General features: G+C 45.4%; 15 protein-coding genes and 1 pseudogene. 10 read left to right on the top strand and 6 right to left on the bottom strand.

Annotated features, from left to right (window positions below; genetic code table 11):
- Window positions 1–23 precede the first annotated feature (23 nt).
- A complete protein-coding gene (locus G367_RS0109455) occupies window positions 24–3,161 on the bottom strand; it encodes a TonB-dependent receptor (RefSeq protein WP_026305035.1) in 3,138 nt (1,045 codons plus the stop codon).
- Between the two features lie 239 nt (window positions 3,162–3,400).
- Between G367_RS0109455 and G367_RS25035 the strand changes: the two genes are divergently transcribed.
- Both G367_RS25035 and G367_RS0109445 read left to right on the top strand, forming a co-directional pair.
- Window positions 3,401–4,228: a S1/P1 nuclease gene (locus G367_RS25035; protein ID WP_020412884.1), complete on the top strand. Its 828-nt coding sequence runs from the start codon at window positions 3,401–3,403 to the stop codon at window positions 4,226–4,228.
- 262 nt (window positions 4,229–4,490) lie between these two features.
- The gene (locus G367_RS0109445) at window positions 4,491–4,787 is read left to right on the top strand and encodes a hypothetical protein (RefSeq protein ID WP_157533442.1); all 297 of its coding nucleotides are present in this window, start codon (window positions 4,491–4,493) and stop codon (window positions 4,785–4,787) included.
- 14 nt (window positions 4,788–4,801) lie between these two features.
- On the opposite strand, the gene G367_RS0109440 is transcribed toward G367_RS0109445, so the two are convergent.
- Window positions 4,802–5,707, bottom strand: coding sequence for an aldo/keto reductase (locus G367_RS0109440; protein ID WP_020412882.1), 906 nt, complete (start codon window positions 5,705–5,707; stop codon window positions 4,802–4,804).
- Window positions 5,708–5,948: 241 nt separating this feature from the next.
- Between G367_RS0109440 and G367_RS0109435 the strand changes: the two genes are divergently transcribed.
- Window positions 5,949–6,518 (top strand): DJ-1 family glyoxalase III, encoded by a 570-nt coding sequence (locus tag G367_RS0109435; RefSeq protein WP_020412881.1) that lies wholly within the window; start codon window positions 5,949–5,951, stop codon window positions 6,516–6,518.
- Window positions 6,519–7,004: 486 nt separating this feature from the next.
- On the opposite strand, the gene G367_RS0109425 is transcribed toward G367_RS0109435, so the two are convergent.
- Entirely contained in the window at window positions 7,005–7,418 is a 414-nt protein-coding gene (locus G367_RS0109425; RefSeq protein WP_020412878.1) for a hypothetical protein, read from the bottom strand.
- A 1,025-nt stretch (window positions 7,419–8,443) separates the two neighbouring features.
- Here G367_RS0109425 and G367_RS0109420 point away from each other — a divergent pair.
- The 6 genes from G367_RS0109420 to G367_RS23480 all read left to right on the top strand — a co-directional run bounded on the left by G367_RS0109420 (window position 8,444) and on the right by G367_RS23480 (window position 14,719).
- Window positions 8,444–8,833, top strand: a complete 390-nt coding sequence (locus G367_RS0109420; protein WP_020412877.1) for a c-type cytochrome — start codon at window positions 8,444–8,446, stop codon at window positions 8,831–8,833.
- 6 nt (window positions 8,834–8,839) lie between these two features.
- Window positions 8,840–10,231 (top strand): FAD-linked oxidoreductase, L-gulonolactone oxidase family, encoded by a 1,392-nt coding sequence (locus G367_RS0109415; protein WP_026305033.1) that lies wholly within the window; start codon window positions 8,840–8,842, stop codon window positions 10,229–10,231.
- A gap of 98 nt (window positions 10,232–10,329) precedes the next feature.
- On the top strand, window positions 10,330–11,619 hold the full coding sequence (locus tag G367_RS0109410; protein WP_020412874.1) for a DSD1 family PLP-dependent enzyme: 1,290 nt from the start codon (window positions 10,330–10,332) through the stop codon (window positions 11,617–11,619).
- An 89-nt stretch (window positions 11,620–11,708) separates the two neighbouring features.
- On the top strand, window positions 11,709–12,134 hold the full coding sequence (locus G367_RS0109405; RefSeq protein ID WP_020412873.1) for a hypothetical protein: 426 nt from the start codon (window positions 11,709–11,711) through the stop codon (window positions 12,132–12,134).
- Between the two features lie 313 nt (window positions 12,135–12,447).
- Window positions 12,448–13,101, top strand: a complete 654-nt coding sequence (locus G367_RS0109400) for a DUF6962 family protein (RefSeq protein ID WP_020412872.1) — start codon at window positions 12,448–12,450, stop codon at window positions 13,099–13,101.
- Window positions 13,102–13,315: 214 nt separating this feature from the next.
- Window positions 13,316–14,719: an FAD-binding oxidoreductase gene (locus G367_RS23480; RefSeq protein WP_020412871.1), complete on the top strand. Its 1,404-nt coding sequence runs from the start codon at window positions 13,316–13,318 to the stop codon at window positions 14,717–14,719.
- A 118-nt stretch (window positions 14,720–14,837) separates the two neighbouring features.
- Here the strand turns inward: G367_RS23480 and G367_RS0109390 are convergent, their stop codons facing one another.
- From G367_RS0109390 to G367_RS0109380, 3 genes are all read right to left on the bottom strand, one after another.
- Window positions 14,838–15,554, bottom strand: a complete 717-nt coding sequence (locus G367_RS0109390) for a LytR/AlgR family response regulator transcription factor (protein ID WP_020412870.1) — start codon at window positions 15,552–15,554, stop codon at window positions 14,838–14,840.
- A gap of 15 nt (window positions 15,555–15,569) precedes the next feature.
- Window positions 15,570–16,625, bottom strand: coding sequence for a sensor histidine kinase (locus G367_RS25030; protein WP_169337105.1), 1,056 nt, complete (start codon window positions 16,623–16,625; stop codon window positions 15,570–15,572).
- 92 nt (window positions 16,626–16,717) lie between these two features.
- Window positions 16,718–18,157, bottom strand: a complete 1,440-nt coding sequence (locus G367_RS0109380; protein ID WP_020412868.1) for an alpha/beta hydrolase family protein — start codon at window positions 18,155–18,157, stop codon at window positions 16,718–16,720.
- 373 nt (window positions 18,158–18,530) lie between these two features.
- Here G367_RS0109380 and G367_RS23470 point away from each other — a divergent pair.
- Window positions 18,531–19,001: pseudogene (locus tag G367_RS23470) on the top strand (cytochrome b); the annotation flags it as partial.
- Between the last annotated feature and the right edge of the window lie 411 nt (window positions 19,002–19,412).

Below are 19,412 nucleotides of genomic sequence, written 5' to 3'. Positions count from 1 at the left end.
CAACTGCCGCGGCTTTTTTATGATTAGAATTCGTAGCGAATTCCCATGCGTGCACTCCACAGCGAGGCGTCGGCGACTCGGGTTTGGCCAGCAGGATCATTGAATTCATTGAAAACAAAACGCCCCTGATCATCTATGCTGGCATCAACGGCAGCTTGGAAGCGGGGGAAGGCACCCTCGTACATTACTCCCCAATCATCGTTCAGTAAGTTGCCCAGGTTCTCGATAACAAAGAAAGCATTGAGTCGGTTGTCAGCGCGCCAGCCCGGCAACTCCTGGTCAATACGCAGATCGAACTTAGTCCACCAATCGCTGCTGAGGGAGTTGCGCTCCATAGTACCGCTGTCCAGGTCTTCAGAGTCGACCCAGGCGAAGAATGCCTCTGTATCGAAGTCATCCCCAAAGACAACATTCGCATCGCCCATGCCTGTTGGAACGTAGAGTAGCCCACGGCCCCTTCCGCCATCACCGAAGATACGGTCAGAGAAAGTATAGGAATAGGGCATACCTTCGTTAGCGCTACCGAAGAGGGTAAAGCGAGTCTCATACCCAGAGAAAAACTCCTGGGCGTAATCCAGCTTCAAAGTGAATCGGTGCGGAACTACATAGTTTGAAGTAGCCGTACCCGGGTCCTGGGCATCTACCGTGGCGATGGTGGTGTAGTTTGAGTAGGCTACAGAGCTGGTCATGGGGTTTACGTCTTCAGCATCGGTATAGGCGTAACCCACTGCTACATTCAGGCCGAAATCGAAAGATTTACTGAGTCCTAATGAGAAGACGCTGGAGTAGCCAGAATCGCCGTCAACATTGGTGAGCATATAGTCGCCCCTGCGACCATTGGTGTTAGCGTAAACCGCACGGCCATCGACGGTACTACTCACCTGCTCCAGTGACAGGTCCCGAATAATGGCTGCATCCTTATAATCACTATAGAGGTAATCGGCAGAGAGCAAATAGCCAGATTCAAACTCATAGCTACCGCCAATTGCATATTTCCAAACCGATGGAACTTCAAAATCCGGATCCATCATATTCACACCACCTAAAGTGCCATCTCCACTGGCTACCTGATCATATAGGGACTGTGGTACATCAAAAATTGGGGCGCCGTTGCCGGCCCAGTCCATATCAAATAATGGCGTGCCGCTGCCATCACTCGCTTCAATTTGTATAACGCCATTGTTGGAGTAATTATTGGAAATCCATACATTCGGATTGCCGCCAGAGTAAAGGCCAATTCCACCATGTAGCTCCAGGTTATCATCAACATTCCAGCTCAAGCCCAGTCGGGGTTGCAGAAGGTCGAGGCCGTCCATGGTGTGTTGGTTGGAAAAGCCATAGGCTGCTGCGAAATCTGTATTAGCGACAGGTCTGTCGTCACTACTGTAGCGATCGTAGCGCAGGCCGGCTACAACTGTGAGGTCAGCGTCAGCAAAAGTGTATTCATCCTGCACATAGAGAGTGTCGATGCTGTAAGCAAATTCAGCTGCGGCATCCAAGATATTATTGGTACCCGTGGCATTCTCGTAGATGATCAAGTCGGCAACGCCCTGCTCAAAATTTTCAATGCTACTGAAGCGATATTCACCAGCGGCCTCCTGGATGAACAGGTTGTAAATATCGAAGTTTTCGTGCTCGTAGCCAGCTGTAAGGTTGTGTTCACCTAAAAGGAGCTTGCCGGCGAGCTTAAAGGTCAAGTTGTCATAGCTCAGTTTATTTGCGTGGCGGGAATCATCAGCACCCAGATAAACGGTTGCATCTGTATCACTGCCATCGTTGTCATGGTCATAGGAGGTGCTGATCTGTACTTCACCAAAATCGGTACCTCCCAGGGAATTTTGGCGGTTATCCAGTTCGGAATAACCAATCTTCATTTCAGTAGAGAAGATATCGCTCCAGTCTGAGAAGAGCTGTACTACATAGGCGTTCAGCTCTGCGCCGCGCTCATAGTAGTGATTGGACAGCTCCAGCTCATCTGGATCTCCATCGGCCTCAGCGATAGAAAAGCCATCGTTGTAGTTGTAAGTAAATGCTGCGCGATGGTTTTCAGAGATGTTCCAGTCGAACTTAACCAGCAGCTTCTCGTCCTCTTCTGGAAGGCTGCTGGGCAGACCACCTGGGTTGTAGCCGTAGACTTCGTTGGATATACGCACAATTTCATCCAGTTGGGCTTGGGATACGCCCTGAACTTCAGTTGCGGCACTGCTTCCAGCGGGCCCCCGGTCAAAAGTAGCTACGCCTTCAAGCTTCTCATAAGCAGCAAAGAAGAACAGTTTGTCCTCAATAATGGCGCCACCTAGAGTAGCGTTGTAACGCTTCTCATCAAACTCGGCTACGTTAATGTCCTCACCTTCCAGGGAGTCCCCACGAAAGCCATCATCGGTGTAGTCATAGAAAAAGGAACCGTGCCATTCATTAGTGCCAGACTTGGTCACAGCATTAATGTTACAAGCGCTGAAGCCTCCGTACTGTACATCAAACGGTGCGAGCTCTACGGCCACCTGGTCGATAGCGTCATAGGAGAAGGGCATGCGCTCGGTTGGGTAGCCATTACTGTTCAAGCCGAAATTGTCATTCATACGCACGCCGTCAACAGTCAGGCTGTTGAAGCGTGGGTTGGCGCCGGCGCATTGGACTGAATCTGCGTTGGCCTCGTCTATATAAACACGAGGGTCTAGGCGCAGCAGGTCCTTGATGTCACGACCGCCAGCAGGCGCACTTTTCAGGTCGTCGCTGTTGAAGTGGGAAGAGGGACCTACTGCAAGCCGTGAACTGCTCAAAGCTTGGCCAAGCACGCTCACCTCCTCAAGATTGGATGAACCCAGGGTTAGCATTAGCGGCAGGGTATCGCCTACCGATAAGTAAATGTCCTCAAGTACCCGTTTGCCTTGGCCGGATTCAACGGTCACCGTGTAAGGGCCGCCAACACGCAGACCACTCAAATTAAACTGACCGGACTCCCCCACTTGCGCTACACGACGGCTGTTAGACGGAGTATGAATCACCGTTACTTTCGCATCGCTTATTACTTCGCCACCGCTGCCAGTAATAGAGCCGCGAATAGCTGCGGCTGTTTCCTGTGCATGGGAAACATGTGAAGTGCCAATCGCGGAGATAATTGCAGCGGATAGGCACATGCGCCGGAAAATGGAAGGTTTCATAACTAAGTCCTGGTCTTAAAAAAGAGCCAACAAAGTGGCTTTGAGAGTACTGGTTGTAATCGGCTCCCGAGACACTTTCCCCTGGTCCCGGCCAGTGAGCTTTTTAGCGGGTGATATTTAAGGACTGGTTAACGATTTGTTGCAGTTCTGTAACGATTACGGAAGAGGTTGGCTATAGATGCCAAGTTGTCACAAACTCTCATTAAAGTTGGCGACAAAATACTGCAATGGAAAAACCAATGAACGGGCTGGTTAATGTCTTTCGAGTAGCGCTACTCCTGCTCAGTACTCTCGGGCTGAATAATAAGGCTGTTGCCTGGGGGGATGATGGGCATCGGGTAGTGGGTGAGATTGCCTGGCACTACCTGGAGCCACAGGTGGCTGGTGAAGTTCAGCTGCTTTTGCAAAGAGCAAATGAGCCGGACTTGGCTGAGTCAGCAACTTGGGCGGATCGTATCCGCTCTAATGAACAATACGACTGGGCCGCTCCAATGCACTACATTAATTTGTCCAAAGAGTGGACCAGTTATGTTGAGGCCAGGGATTGCCCGCCTGCGGGCTGCATCCTCAAGGCAATCAAGCAGTTCTCGCAGATTTTGGGTGATCGAAACCGAAAATCAGAGGAGCGTGCAGAAGCCTTAATGTTTATCGCTCATTTTGTCGGCGATCTGCATCAGCCACTCCATACAGGCCTGTATTCAGATAAAGGTGGCAATGATGTCCAAGTCCGGTTTTTAGGTATTGACACCAATTTACATGCCCTATGGGACATACATTTAGTATCCAGGATAGTTTCCGATTGGCACAGTTATGCAAAAGAGCAAACAGAAAAGATAAGCGCAGCCCAGCGCCACTTGTGGCAATCCACAACAGAGGCCCAGTGGGCTCGGGAATCCCACCAGTTAGCCCACAAACTCGCTTATACGAGTGAATACGAATTAGGAGAAAAGTACTTCCTGCGTTGCCAGGAATCTGTGGAAATGCGCCTGCAACAAGGTGGAGTGCGTTTGGCCGCAGTGTTGAATAAAGCCCTTGGTGAGAGAGGTATTAACATCGCAGACAATTAATGCTTGAAATGTTGTAAAGCTTGGCTATCAGCACTTCCCATTGCCTTAGTTTTGATCGTGAACTGATTGTTCCTGTTTGATTATGCTAATAATCTAGTAATACAGCTCCCCTGCAATTGTCAGCTGGGGAGCTGGCCAAGCACAACAAGGTGGAGTTAAAGTGATTATGAAAACTCAGGCGAGAAACCTGGCCCGAATAGTCGGGGTACTTGTTATTTTAACTTCGATCGTGCACTGGAAGTCTTTTTTCATAAGCATCAGTATGTTCGGAACATCACCCGGCGTGGCCAGTTTGGGGTTACTGCTGCTGGCACTCGCTATCTTTAGCGCTGTGGGCCTACTGGCATACAAGGGGTGGGGTTTCCTTGTCTTTTATTGCTTTGCCCTGCTTGCCACCATAGGTTTTTCGATACCCCTAATACCATTTGTCGCAAGTTGGTTTCCGTTGGCAGTCCGGCCATGGGTGATGATCGCGATCAACATTTTCATTCTCATCGCAATACTTGCCGCACACTCAGAGTGGCGTAAGTCTCGTGCTGCAGGAGAAGGGGATAGTTAGGCGCCCCTTTTTAACTAGGGGACATTATGTCCCTTGGATGCAACCCATATCCGATACCACTGTTCCCGGGATAATTCGAGTTTTAGTGAATCCACAGCAGCTTTCAAGCGAGCTATTTTTCCTGAGCCGATAATAACCAATGGGTTGGCTGGCAGTTGTCTAACCCAGGCGTAAATCACCTGGTCGAGACTTTTGGCACCAATTTCTTCCTTGAGTAATTCAAGTTCACTAAGCACTCTTTGAGCCTGTATATCGCCTCCACTGAGTAATCGTCCCCCTGCGAGACAGGACCAAGCCATAGGGCGTATCCGAAGCATTTGCAATTGATCCAGGGTGCCATCATGGGCCACGGAAAAGTTAAGCGGATTTATTTCAACCTGATTGGTTACTAATGGCACTTCCAGCCGTGACTGCAGCAAGGCAAACTGGCTCGGTGAAAAGTTGGATACTCCGAAATGCAGGACCTTGCCAGCTTTTCGGAGCTTGGTAAAAGTTTCTGCAACTTCTTCAGCTTTCATCAAGACATCCGGCCGGTGGAGCAGAAGAACATCAAGGTAGTCTGTCCCCAGTAGGGAAAGGGAGTTATCAACGGACTCTATTATGTGTGTAGAGCTGGTATCGTAGTGGTTAACCTTTCGAAGGGGGAATTTGGCTGAGCACAACTTGATATTGCACTTGGTCACTATTTGAATCTGCCCTCGCATACCCGGCTGCAGTTTTAATGTTTCGCCAAAGAGTTGCTCACATTCATAGTCACCATAGATGTTGGCGTGATCTATGGTAGTAATTCCCAAGTCTACGTGTTGTTCAAGGAAGCGAAGGCGTTGCTGGGGTTTCATTTCCCAGTCAGCCAATCTCCAATAGCCCTGAACCAGTTCGGAGAGGTATGGGCCCTGGGGGCGTGTGATACTTTCAGCCATCGGCATTCCTGTCAAAGATCAAAAATCTTGATTATGCCTGAACTATGCATGCTTAACAGGAATCCAGAGCGGCATTAAGCCAGTAGTGTCACCAGGGCACAATTTCCCATCGGTAGAGTAGGCCACTGCGTACATCTGGAGAACCGGGAGTAGCCTTATGGTCAAGAGTTGGTTCAAGTGTGTGGATTGTAAACGTTAGGTCTATAAATACTTAAGCCCTGTATTTATGGGAGCTGTAACTGTGTCAAAAATACTGATTCCAATCGCTGATGGTAACGAAGATATCGAGGCTATTGCCATCTACGATATTTTGAGCCGAACTGACGCGAAACTGACTGTGGCATCAATTATGCCGAGTAGGCGTGTAACCACCCTGCGTGACCTTGTCATTGAGGCACCCAGCAGCCTAGAGGAATGCCTGGATACTACTTGGGATTTAATTGCGCTACCGGGAGGCAAGGAGGGGGCGGAGCATATGCATGACTCGGAGCCTCTAATGAGGCTAATCCAAAAGCAAATTGAGTCTGGGCGCTGGTTAGGAGCAATCTGTACCGCTCCTGTAATCGTACTTGGTAGACATGGCCTAATAACTGATTTCAAAGCAACTTGTTATAGGACTTTCCGTCGTGAACTCAGTCAATATGTGAGGGAGACTAGCGACCAACGAGTGGTGGTTGATCGAAATCTAATCACTAGTCAATCTCCAGGTACTGCGATAGAGTTTGCTTTTCAACTAGTCACCTGCTTGTTTGGGGAGGAGCAATCAAAATCGATTGCTCAAACTGTGAATGTTTATCTACCGCCGGAATAACTGCATCGATTTTAGTTTGTGCACATAGCTTTTTATTGAGATGGTATATTCGTATCTCATGATTACTTGCTGCCATACGCTATTTTTATGCGGTCTTCACTAAAAAAGCTAAAAGGGCTGTGGGGACAACTGGTTTCAATGTGCTGAAAAGGGATATCCAGGCTTTGCAATTCTCGCAGAAAGCTAGTGGTGTAATTTGCAGGTGCATCCATGGTACCTGTAAAGAATACTAAATCCATAGGCATTTCTTCGCGTTTTTTAGACCACTGGCTTACCTGGAACCAGGGGAGTGACTGTTGAAGTTAGTTTCAGAGACAAACATTTGCTCGACGATGCTGGGGCGGGTGCTCTTAAGGGTACTCCGGCTGTGGATGGCGCCATCCCAGGAGATTATCTTAGAGAAATACTCAGGAAATTTGAAACCAATTTTCGTTGCCCCAAATCCTCCCATTGAAAACCCCTGAAGGACTCTGTGTTCCCGTCCCTTTATGCTGAGACTAATTGGTTGGTTTGCTTTAAGTTAGTTTTTGATTTTCGGAAAATATAAATAACAACCAGAGAGAGAGAAAATAATACAAAGGTCAGTATCAGCCCTCGTATCATAATAGGATCGTATTGCTCCTGTAAAAGAGAGAGAACACGAGTTAGCCCATTAAAGAGGAAATAAAGTGAGGCTGGTACAAGAATTATCCAATCCCGGCGGAAAGTTCCTATTGCCGTAACCACAGCTAACATAAGTAGAGGAGCACCGAGTGTGCGCACATTAGTCAGGCCATAGTCTGAGACGGCATTAAACCCACTGGCTTCGCTAATTGAGCCGGGAAAAAATATACAGGCTATAGCTGCAGAGGTGAAGATAAAAACAAAAATTGTAGAAATTATTTGTGCAAAGCGTATCACGGTGCTTCCTTTATAGTATGTAAACGAAAAACGGCTTGGTCTGCTATGTCTGTTATTTTCCTTAAGTATAAATATTGAGTTCCTTCATGTTTCTTGTGCAGTGTTGGTGCGGGCCACGTGTTCTTACTGTACAAATAGCGTATCTAAAAAATGACGGATACTTGGCTGGCTGATTTGGCTTTCGCCGCTCACAATAAGAGAACATAAATAATGCTCAGTAATTTTTTGCCATGGCTAAAAACCTTGGCGAAGACTTTTTGAATTCTCTTTGTTAATACGTTCTATATCGATGGACCCCAAGATTTTCATGGCTGTCTTCTGTACTGTAGAGCCCCATTAAAGCCATAATGTTGATATATGTCAACTAAAATCTTAAGGGCTTTCTTACCGTTTTCGTTTGTTGTAACAAACAAGGTGTTTGGGATAACTATGGATGTGTAGTCAGCAGAGTGTAGTCTTGCCACATATTGCTGTTTGCGTTCAAAGCCTGGCTTGACCAAAAGGTCAATTTTGAGGTGGTTGCTAGGTGGTTTCTATCTTTTTGTATAGGTAGGTGGTTCTAGAGGCAGGTTCCTATCAGTGGATTCAAAATAGTTAAAAGCTTATTTATGTAGGCTATAAATGAATGGTTGCTTTCCCGGTATTTTAATTTTGGTATGGTTATAATTTTGCAGAGGAATTTCTTTCAATAATAATTATTTTGCTTGGCTTTCAAGAACTTCCACTAAAAACCTTGAGGTTATGGCAACTTAAGTTCCAGTACTTCTGACCTCTTGAAAGGGCACAAACCCGTGAGGTATCGATTGGAGTTTGATAAGTTGCGAGAGTAATGATATCTAGCGGTAAAAGTTTCTTTAATTGGTACGCAACAAAATTGGGCTAACGCCCCCTTATCAGACCGGCCAGTTCCGCTAGTTGTTTTAGAGGTCAGTCTGTTTAACAATGGTGACAAAATTAAGTACACAAACCCTCTCAGATTTATATCTCTGAGTGATAATTAACAATAATGTAGTCGGTGTACATACATGGAATTGGTAAGCCTGCGCCGAAGCTTTGGGTTAGTCGGCATCTTTCTAATTTTGGCCCTCCTTACAAGTGGATGCTCTAAATCACCAGAGAGCACAGTTGCCAATCGTGCAGCTCTGGGTGAGCGCGCACTTTCCCTGACACCAGCTGATTCTGATCTTGCAGAAATATATATTCGGACCTGTCGTAGCTGTCATGGTACCGGCGCTAGTGCCGCGCCTTTAACCGGCGACTTGGATAACTGGAAGCCACGTATGGATAAGGGAATGGATATATTGGTAGATAATGCTATCAATGGTTTTCAGGGGATGCCCCCGCTAGGCCTTTGCTTTGAATGCTCACCAGAGCAGTTTGAGCAGTTGATCGCTTTTATGGCTACGGCGGAGTAGGGAAGTATGCATCAATCACGTCGCCGTTTCGTCACTACCCTGGCTGCCGGATCTGCAGCTTTTGCAGCATCCCCAATATCATCAATAGCGCGTACTTTAGTCCAGGCAGCTGATGCTGCTAAACCCCGTAAGATTCGCTGGCGAAACTGGTCGGGGTCCCAGGAGTGCATGCCCGATAGGCGCCTGGCACCAAAAAATATTACTGAATTACAGGAAATAGTGGCGGAGGCTAGTGGTACTGTGCGTGCAGTGGGTGCTGGTCACTCTTTCACTGCGCTGGTGCCAACAGAAGATACGATAGTTTCTCTCGGTCGTATTAGCGGACTATCTGACCACAATGCCGAAAACTCCCAAGCCACGGTCTATGCGGGCACACGCATAGCAGATATTGGCCAGCCTCTGGAGGAAGTAGGGCAGGCCTTGATTAACCAGCCAGATATCGATGAGCAAACCCTTGGCGGATGCCTGGCAACCGCCACCCATGGCACCGGTGCGAATTTGGGTTGTATGTCCAGTAATGTTACTGGTCTGGAAATGGTAATGGCCGATGGTGATATCCTCTGGTGCGATGCAGAGAATAACCCGGAGGTGTTTTCTGCGGCCAAGGTTTCCCTGGGGTGCCTTGGCTTGGTGACCAAGGTGCGTATGCAAAATCAGCCCAGCTATCGCTTACGCCGTGAGTCCTGGGTGGCGCCTATGCAAGAGATTTTGGATCAAGCTGAATCGCTGGCGAACTCTAATCGAAACTTTGAGTTCTATTACATCCCTTTCTCCGGGATGTGCATGGCTGATTCTCATCAGCTCACAGAAGAGGATATCTTTTCCACTGAGCGTGAGGATACCAATGAAGCAGTGATGACTCTTAAGAGTGTAAGAGACTGGCTGGGCTGGTCCCCCAAGTTGCGCCGATTTGCCTTGCAGTCCGCCATGGAAGACATTGAAAAGGAAGTAGTAGTGGAGTCCTCCTGGCGTAACTATGCTAGCGAACGCAATGTCCGCTTTAATGAGATGGAATACCACCTGCCCAGGGAGGCAGGCTTAGCGGCATTTGCTGAGATTCAAAGCACTATCGAAGAAAACAACCTTAATGTTTTCTTTCCTATCGAGGTCCGCTTCGTTAAGCAGGATGATATCTGGCTGAGTCCTTTCTATCAGCAGGATTCTATTTCGATAGCCGTTCACCGTTACTTTGAAGAGGATCACCAGCCACTGTTCAAAGTGCTGGAGCCAATTATGCGTAAGTATGGGGGCAGGCCGCACTGGGGAAAGTTAAACACTTTGGAGGGGGGGGACTTCGCTAAGCTTTATCCACGCTGGCAGGACTTTATGAAAGTTCGCCAAGAATTGGACCCCAGCGGAAAGTTCCTGAATTCCTACTTAAAATCACTAATTGCTTGATGTTTTTTGACAACTCTTCTATTCGGGCAAAATGCTGATAAATTATTTTTATTAAATGATCTTGTAGCGATTGCCCTAAAGCCCAAAAGGAAAATATTTTGGATAGCAAGCGCCGAAAATTGTTGCTTGGGGGAGTGGTTCTGGGAGCTGCCGCAGCGGTACCCATGTTGCGGCCAAAAGCCTTGGGGCAGGGTGGGCATAGTGAGTATTTCGAATCAATTTCCAGAGCCCTGCACAAAGCTGGCATGTCGAGTCCGACCATGGTGGTTGACGTCGATCGATTAAAGAACAATGCCGATACATTGTCGAGCCACCTTCAGGGGAATTATGATTTCCGTATTGTTGCAAAGTCATTGCCCGCACTTGGCTTACTGGAAACAGTAGCCAGGCGAACCGGTACACAGCGGATCATGGTATTTCACTTGCCATTCTTACGGCAGCTTGCTCAGGCCCAGCCATCGGCGGATATCCTGCTGGGTAAACCCTTACCGATAGCTGCTGCCAAGGATTTTTATGCGAAACCGACAGGTAACAGTTTTGATCCTAGTAAACAGTTGCAGTGGTTGATTGATAGCCCCCGCCGATTACAGCAGTATGCTGAGCTGGCCAATAGCCTTGGGCAATCACTGCGTATCAATATTGAACTGGACGTTGGCTTGCACAGGGGAGGGGTTTCTAGTGATCAAGCTCTTACTGAAATGCTCAATATTATCCAGATAGAGCAGGGATTGGAGCTTGCGGGGTTTATGGGCTATGACGCCCATGCTGCCAAGATGCCGGGTTTACTGGGTGGCCCTGATAAGGCAATAGATCGGGGGCTCAATATCTACTCGCAGAGATTGGAGCAAGCAAAACGGCAGCTAGGTGCTGTATTTCCATCGGAACTCACGTTAAATGGCGCGGGGAGTCCGACTTACCAGCTGTACAAGTCCAGGAGAAATACTGCTCCCTGCACCGAGCTTGCGGCTGGCTCTTGTCTGGTCAAGCCAACGGATTTTGATATTCCCACACTATCGGATCATATCCCTGCAGCGTTTATTGCGAGCCCAGTGCTCAAAAGGTTACCTCATACCCAGATACCGGGAATAGAAAACCTTACCGGTGCAATGCGTTGGTTGAACCCAAATCGTGCTCAGACCTTTTTTATTTCGGGGGGTTACTGGAAAGCACTACCTGAGTCTCCTGCTGGATTATCAATAAACCCTATTTATGGCCGCTCTACAAATCAGGAAATGCTAAATGCCTCTGACAGGGTGACCTTAGTGGAAGATGACTGGGTTTTCCTGCGCCCAACTCAAAGTGAATCAGTATTTCTTCAGTTCGGTGATATTGCAGTATATGACAGGGGAGAGATAGTGGATCGCTGGCCTGTATTGAGTAACAGCTAAACCTTAATAATTGATTAGAATATATTTAGCTATGTGTAGATAGCTAATTTTTAGCAGATCTTTATAAAAATAATTATCGGAGAATTTACATGATATTTGTAATAGTTTTAGTATTAAATACCATCTGGTTTCTTATGGGATTTAATGTTTTTTCATTACGAGGAAAGATCTTTGCCAAGCTGGTAGTGCCCAGGGAGCATAGGGATACCCCCGTCTTTGGTATCTTAGCTGAATCTGGAAAGTTTCTCGGTGGTTTCAACTTTTCCCTGGCCTTTCTCAATATTTTGTTGTTAATTAATCTCTCTACTTTTTCAGGTGATATTCAGAGGGCAGTACTGTTACTTGCTTTTGCAGTCACGCATGGCTCACAGTTTATTTATAACGTGCCTGTTGCTCTTCAAAATCGTAGTGGTGGAGGAGCCTGGCAGGTTAAAGGGGTAATGCGCTTTATTTTTATTGTTGACTTTCTAATGATGCTGCTAAACTTCTTTGTCGCGATTTGGTATTACTTATAACTTGTATATTTGAGTAAAGGAGGTTTTCTTGTTGGATGAGATTCTATTAACGGAGGAGTTGTAGTTCCTAATTCTGGTAAATATACGGTTGGTTAGATTATATAGAATAACTATGGGTCATGGATCAGGGATATGAGTGTGACACTATTAAACCGAGAAAAGCTACTGGATAGCTGTCGTAATTGATGCCAGTATGGCCAAAGTCATACCAGTATCAACCTATAATCTTGAATTGTGATATAGAGTCTTAGGATCACTAATCTTCCGTTCAATATATCATTAACTATGGGTATCAGTGGGCCCTGAGAAAGCAATGAAACTGAGTAGTCTGCAAACAGAGCTGACGTCGGCCGCAACGGACATTATATTGGCCCTGATCGCATTAGTGGCACTGATTTATTTGGTTCGATATAGCCCAAAGGGCGGTAGGAAGTATCTGGCCTGGAAATTTTTTTTCTTTCTGACAATTGTTGTCACCGTATTGGCCGCAACAATTCATGGTTTAGAGTTGTCGGTGCAGCTAAGTCAGAGGCTCTGGAGAGTCTTATTTTTCTTTCTTGGTTTATTTCTAATAGCATTTACCACTGCAATTTGCTTTGATCTATTAGGCGAGGAGGCAACGCAAAAAGTTTTACCTTATATTCCGCTCATCGGGATTGCCTTCTATGTTGTTACTTTATTATGGCCTGAAGGGTTTCTTGCTTACGTGATTTATCAATTCTCTATTACATTTATTATTATATTTGGATATGGCAGGTTAGCCTGGCTGAATAAGTTAAATGGAAGTTGGTATATGGCATTAGGTGGCTTACTTTCATTAATTGCCATATATATTCAAACAAAAGATTCACTATATATTACGTTAATCTGGGATTTTGACCATAATGGGATTTATCATATGGTGCAAAGCGTAGCGGTTATTCTCTTCTTTTTAGGTATTAGAAGGGCACTCCTAAACAACCAGTAGGTTCTTCAAAGTATTGTATATAGTTGATTGCCTTATTTGAGCGAGCAGAGCTTTGGAAGAGATACCGTTTTGGTTGATATTGTCTCTATGTATAGCGGCCTATTGCTCAAGAGGTTAGGTGCTTCGTATGTTAACAGCTAAAGTTTCCTGTTGAAGTTGATCTCTGTATTATACGGCATAAGTAGCAGAGCCCATGAACGTCGTTGGAAATAGAATGAAGCAAACAATAGGCCGCAGAGACTTTGTCAAAACCTTGGGAATGGGCATTCCTGCAGGGTACCTGCCAATTGGAACTGTATATGGGGATTACTCTAAAGATGATGTAGAGTTCCTCCAGCGAGATAGTGCTGTATTTGATCTCTATCGACGCCTATTTAACAAGCGAATCGATTTCCTTCCAAGAATTATTGCGTTATGCAAAAACGAGAAGGGTGTTCAGCAAGCGGTGCATTACGCAAATACACACAGCCTGGACATCAATATCAAAAGTGGAGGCCATAGTTTCGAGGGTTTTTCTTTAAATAATGATGGTTTGGTTATTGATGTTTCCCTTATGAGTGGGTTGGAGCTGAGAGCGGATAATAGGTTGATAGCGGGTCCTGGAGTTAGGCTTGTTCAATTATATAGCTATTGCCTACCAAAGGGACGCCTGCTGCCATCGGGCTCTTGTGCGACAGTAGGGCTTTCAGGTATCACGCTAGGCGGGGGTTATGGGCTGTTTGCACGGGAGTTTGGGCTGACATGTGACCATTTGAAAGGCGTGCGCCTGATAGATGCCAAGGGTATCGCCGTAGATTCAGATGAGGTTCCAGAACTGCTATGGGCTTGTCGTGGAGGTGGTAATGGTAATTTTGGCGTGATAACGGAAATGCGTTTTGATACGGTTCCCGCACCAACAACACTTTATCAGCACCGATTTAGGTCTTATAAGCTCTCGCCGAGAGCCGCAGCTGATTTGGCAAGATTTTGGTTTGACCAGTGTGAGTTATTACCAGACCACGCCTTTTCTGCCTTTGTCTTGAACCGCAATACATTGACAGTAATGCTAACATCGACAGATCATGATCGAGTAATGACAAGGATCTTGTCAAAATTTGACCAAAGAATGGATGAAAATGCCCAGTTAAAGCCGGATCCTCTGGAAGTGGGTATTCAGTATTACTATGGCCGTTCCAATGCTATGTATTTTAAGAATTTTAGTGCTGGTTATTATAGTGGCTTTAATGATATCAGTAGGTCTATAGAGGAAATTTTTACCCTTGTGGGAAAAACCCCCGGAGCGGTTTTTCAAATTAATACATTGGGCGGTGAGATAAGTCGTTTGCACCAAGAAAATGAGGGGGCCTATGTCCATAGGGACGCCAATTATTTGGGAGAAGCTCAGTGTTACTGGGAAAAACCTGCTGATGAAGTGCAAAGACTGGAGAGTATGGCTCACCTTCAAGAGTTGCTCCACAAAAGTGGTATAACTAAGCACTATGTGAATTATCCTGATATTAATATCAAGAATTATGAAAATGCCTACTATGGGGATTCCTATGACCGATTACAGCGTTTAAAAAGTATACTTGATCCAGGTAATCGGTTTAACTATCCACAGAGTATTGAAAGAGCATAGGGCTATTTTACAAATTAAGAGTTCGAATACGGCAACATCACAGTAAAGTAAAAATTTAACTTTGATATTGCCATAACCTGAAACACCTGCTTCTAAAGTAGGATATGTTAAAAGTTGACTAAAAGCTTAACATATCCCTTAAGCGGGTAGCGGGACGCCTGGCGACTTCTACTTCTTTTCCATCTGTCATGGTTACAAGTAGCCCGTTACTTATCCAGGGTTGAATATCCTTAATGAAGTTAAGATTGATAATTTGTTGTCGATTTACGCGAAAAAAGGTTTCCGGGTTTAGGCGCTGTTCAACTTTAACCAGTGACTTATAGATAAAAGCCTTATCATTATCAAAGAAGACCTGTGCATGATTGCCACAGTTTTCAAAGTATCTTATACGTCCAAGCTCAATAAGCCAGCAGCGCTCGCCGTCTTTAATAAAGATTTTATTGTTAGTGTTTAAATAGGTTTCCTGGCTGGAGCTGGCAGCTGGTAAGGTATCACTTACGGCCTTATTGATAGCGCGTTCTAACTTCTCCGGATGAATTGGTTTCAGCAGGTAATCCAGAGCGTTTACTTCGAAAGCCTGAATTGCATATTCGTCGTAGGCTGTTGTAAAAATGATATTAGGGATAGAGTCGAGTTTATCCAGGATATCAAAACCGCTTCCATCCGGTAGGTTGATATCCAGAAAAATCAAATCTGGCTGTTCCTTGGAAATAAGTGTAATGGCCTGCTCACAATCTTGGGCCTCTGCAACCAAATTAATATCTTTATAGGGCTTAAGTAATTCTCTCAATTCGTTACGTGCGAGTCGTGAGTCTTCAATGATAATGGCTTTCACTTCTTATACCGTCAATTAAAAAGCAGAAGAGGGTATGCTACATTGGGCAACAACTAGTAAACCTTGTTGTTGTAGATTAAAAGAGGCTCTATTTCCATATTGTAGAGATAGACGTTTTTTAATATTTATCAATCCAAGTCCGGTATTTTGGACTTTCCTTTCACCGGGTGTTGTTCCTTCAGAGTTAAGGTTTTCTAAAGTTCCAGGATTCGTTACTGTGATCGATATATGGTCTTTCTCTTTGAAAATTTTAATCAATAGCTCACCTCCCATCCTGGATTTATCAATTCCATGGCGCACTGCATTCTCGGCAAGTAACTGTATTAAAAGTGGTGGTATTGACTCTTCCATTAAAGCCGGATCAACTTCCAGGTTGAAGCGTAGACGATCTTCATATTGTATTTTTAAGAGCTCAGCGTATTGGGATACAATTTCCAGCTCATCTCTTAAGGATACCGTTTTCTGTTTATGAGCCACTAACGTATAACGTAACAAGCCAGATAGGTTTGTTAGCATCTCTCTGGATTTCGCAGCGTCTTCTAGGATTAATGCGCGGATATTATTTAAGCCATTAAAAAGAAAGTGGGGGTTGAGCTGTCCCATTAGGGCACTCATTTTGACTTCATTGAGCTGCAGTTTGAGCTGTATAGCTTCCTGCTCAGCTTTGTGTAATCGATCCTTATTAACAGTTGTAATGTAAATAAAAGTCCAAGCGATCATAAGAAGGACAAGGAAAAGCCAGTTGTCAAGAACAGTTCCCCAGAAAGATGGCGGAACTGCGTATCCGGCATGGATGTAATATGCATATACAAAGCCAATGGCAATAAAGGCGCATATGAACCCAAGAGGGATTGAAGTGGTGAGGAAATATATCCACTGCTTACGCCAGCTTGTATTGATAAGATCGAAACGATATATGATTTCTCGGATGAATAAAGTGGATAAGCCAAGGCTTATTACTACAGTTGCTACTTGTATGGCATTTTTTTCAAAATTGTGCTGGGTAAGTAATCCAAGTGAAAAAGTATTCACCAAAGCGAATATTAACCAGCCACCAAAGTGGTAGGTCAAAAATTTTGCTGTTGGAGTAGGGGACCTGAGAAATTTCATAAAATTTTACATATTGGCAATGCGGCTCCTTAAGCAGGAGCCGCATTTTACTACTAAGGATTTAAGCCAAAGCGCTCGTTTAACCATGAAGACATTATCTTCAGGGCTTTTGGAGAGAAGCTTTCCTCTATTTCAGCATATTCAGAAGAGGAGCCTTTATTTGCTATTTGAAACAGGTGGTTCATCTGTTCGAGCTCGAAAGTTTGAAAGTCGGGGTGACCTGTCCTGCTTAAAACTCTATGCATATTGTTCAAGTTCATCTTCGCATTTACTTGAAAATCCAGAGAGCCATTGAGAGCCAGTAATGGGGCCTTTGTTTGCTCTAAATAGGGCTCAGGGTTGAACTTGAGAAAATACCGAAACCAAGGTGTAGAGTATTGCCTCTTTAATTGCTCAACTTCTGCCTCCAGTTCGTCATCCTGGTTTCCCTCGAGTCTGGCGCTCTTGAGGAGGAGTTGGTGAATCTCCCCGCTGATAGTCTCTTTCTCCTCTAGCTGGCTAATCAGGCTGAAAATTTCTTTGTCTAACTCGCGGAGTTTTTTGAGCTTTTGTTTATCTAAACCATTAAATTTCCTATCCTTATACCACTGATCCACGAGAAGTTGTGGTATTTTAACACCTGGACCGGCAAGCAAGATAGCAAATGCGATATCTTCACGGTTGCTGGCAACAATGGGAGCTATCATGCCTCCCTCGCTATGTCCAATTAAACCGACTTTGCCCTTGGGAAGATCGCTGCGGCTGTTGAGGTAGTCAACTGCAGCGCTGGTATCGCTGGCGAAGTCTGCGCTAGTTGCCGTAAAAAAATCCCCGGTAGACTCACCAATTCCACGGTCATCATACCTTAAGACTGCGTAACCCTGGCGTGTCAAGTAATCGGCGATTACTGCAAATGGTTTATGCCCGAATAGGGTTTCGTCCCGATCCTGGGGGCCGGAACCGCTAATAAGAACCGCAGTTGCTTTAACAGTGGATGTAGGCTTTGTCAGTGTTCCAGACAGGGTGATATTGGCTGTTTTATTTTTAAAACTAACCTCCTCGACAGCGTATGGAAAAGGAAGTTTTGGTGTCTGGGGACGGTTTTCAGGTGTATCACTAGTACCGTCAGCTGCCCTTCTAAAGTTTAGAGGCAATGATTTTCTTTGAGTGAGGGTACCAAAGATCAGGTCAACGTCATTATTGTATGCACCTTCATACTTGATATGTAAGTCTTCCACTTCGAATGCGATACTATTCGATCTTATCTCTAACGTAGACATCTCCATTCCATATTTACCTTGGGAGGGGCTATCCAATACGCCTGTCCAATCGCCATTTTCTTGGTCAATATGAATTACTACTGGTAGCGTTTCTTCGTTAGCAACCTGAAAAGTTGCTTTCCAGATACCATCGATACCTCCAGCCATGACGTAAGTGGAAGATAGGCTTGTAGCGAGGATAAGAGATTTTAATCCCAATTTAACGCTATTTATGCCAGATTGCAGAATTTGCATAAGTGTTTTGCCTGTGCTGTTTCACTGAATGAGTGGCATTCTAGGGGCGGATTTTTTTCCTGTGATAAAAGTAGGATGAGTGGCTTATATAGCTGGCGAACGGTAACAGGGAGTGGGGAAGGAACTGGATGCTCCTATCTATTCAAAAATTTGAATATCTTGTCCTAAATTCTCCAGTTGCTATTGGGTAGTACGAACTACTATCTTGTGAGAATTACTCTGTGATAGGTAGTGATTGATGCCCCTTAGAAACAGCGATCATAGCTACGGCTCAATAGCCAAGTGGCTTCACTGGTCCATTGCCCTTTTCTTCCTTGGCTCCTATATCAGCGTTTACTATCGATAATGGTTCACTCAAGAGGAAACCCCTGAGAACTTGGTCGCTTTGCAGTTTCACCTGTCTATTGGAGTAACCATAGGTACACTGGTTGTTCTCCGTATTTTATGGAGGTTGATGAATCCAGCACCATTACTGGAGCCCGGCTCTCGCTTGGAACATGTAGCAGCACATATTGGCCATTATGCTTTATATCTGATAATGATCATCACTCCATTGACCGGCTATCTGGGTACGGGGGTCAACACGGATTACTTCTTCTTGTTTGAAATCCCCAAGTTTGCTGATACTTGGCTCTTTGGTTCATGGGTACAGAATGGTCTTGGTATGACTTTTGAACAATTTGAGGAGCCGGTGGACTTTATCCATAAGGAGGTCTTGGGTGAGTGGCTGGTTTGGCTGCTAATCCTCGGGCATGTATTGGCCGCTTCGTATCATCACTTTATCAAGAAAGATCGAACTCTATTACGTATGACGATTGATAGAGATAGCCGGGGAAGGGGGTAGTCCCACTGAGTAGATGATTTGGGAGGTTTAGGCTTATGTCCGCCAATGGCAGAAATTGGTGCTAACTTGGCATGGAAAGATACGGGCCGATTTCCTACCCTACACGTGGAAGCTTTATCCGCCAGGTGTCCCTCTTGCAGGTTTATTGCCTGTTGGGGCAACTGTTCCTTGGTCAGCATTGGCCCCGATAAAGTCCTTTCCTTTAAGGCTCAATGGCTTTTAATGAATAAAGTTTCCATGGATTAGGTATCCGTTGGGAGAGTTGCGGATTTATGGATTGATTTTGCCCATAGCAAGTCTGGAGCTTGTGTTTTGCAGGGGGATGTATGTGGAGTTGGATCCAGATAACATCAAAAGTTACTTTGTTTGGTGCCTTGGTGATGATCACTGGCTGTGATTCAGCGGGAAGGA

Origin of the sequence: Microbulbifer variabilis ATCC 700307 (assembly GCF_000380565.1) — a bacterium.
Lineage (GTDB): Bacteria > Pseudomonadota > Gammaproteobacteria > Pseudomonadales > Cellvibrionaceae > Microbulbifer > Microbulbifer variabilis.
The sequence above is the reverse complement of the archived record's forward strand: the minus strand, read 5'-3'. Positions and strand labels throughout refer to the sequence as shown.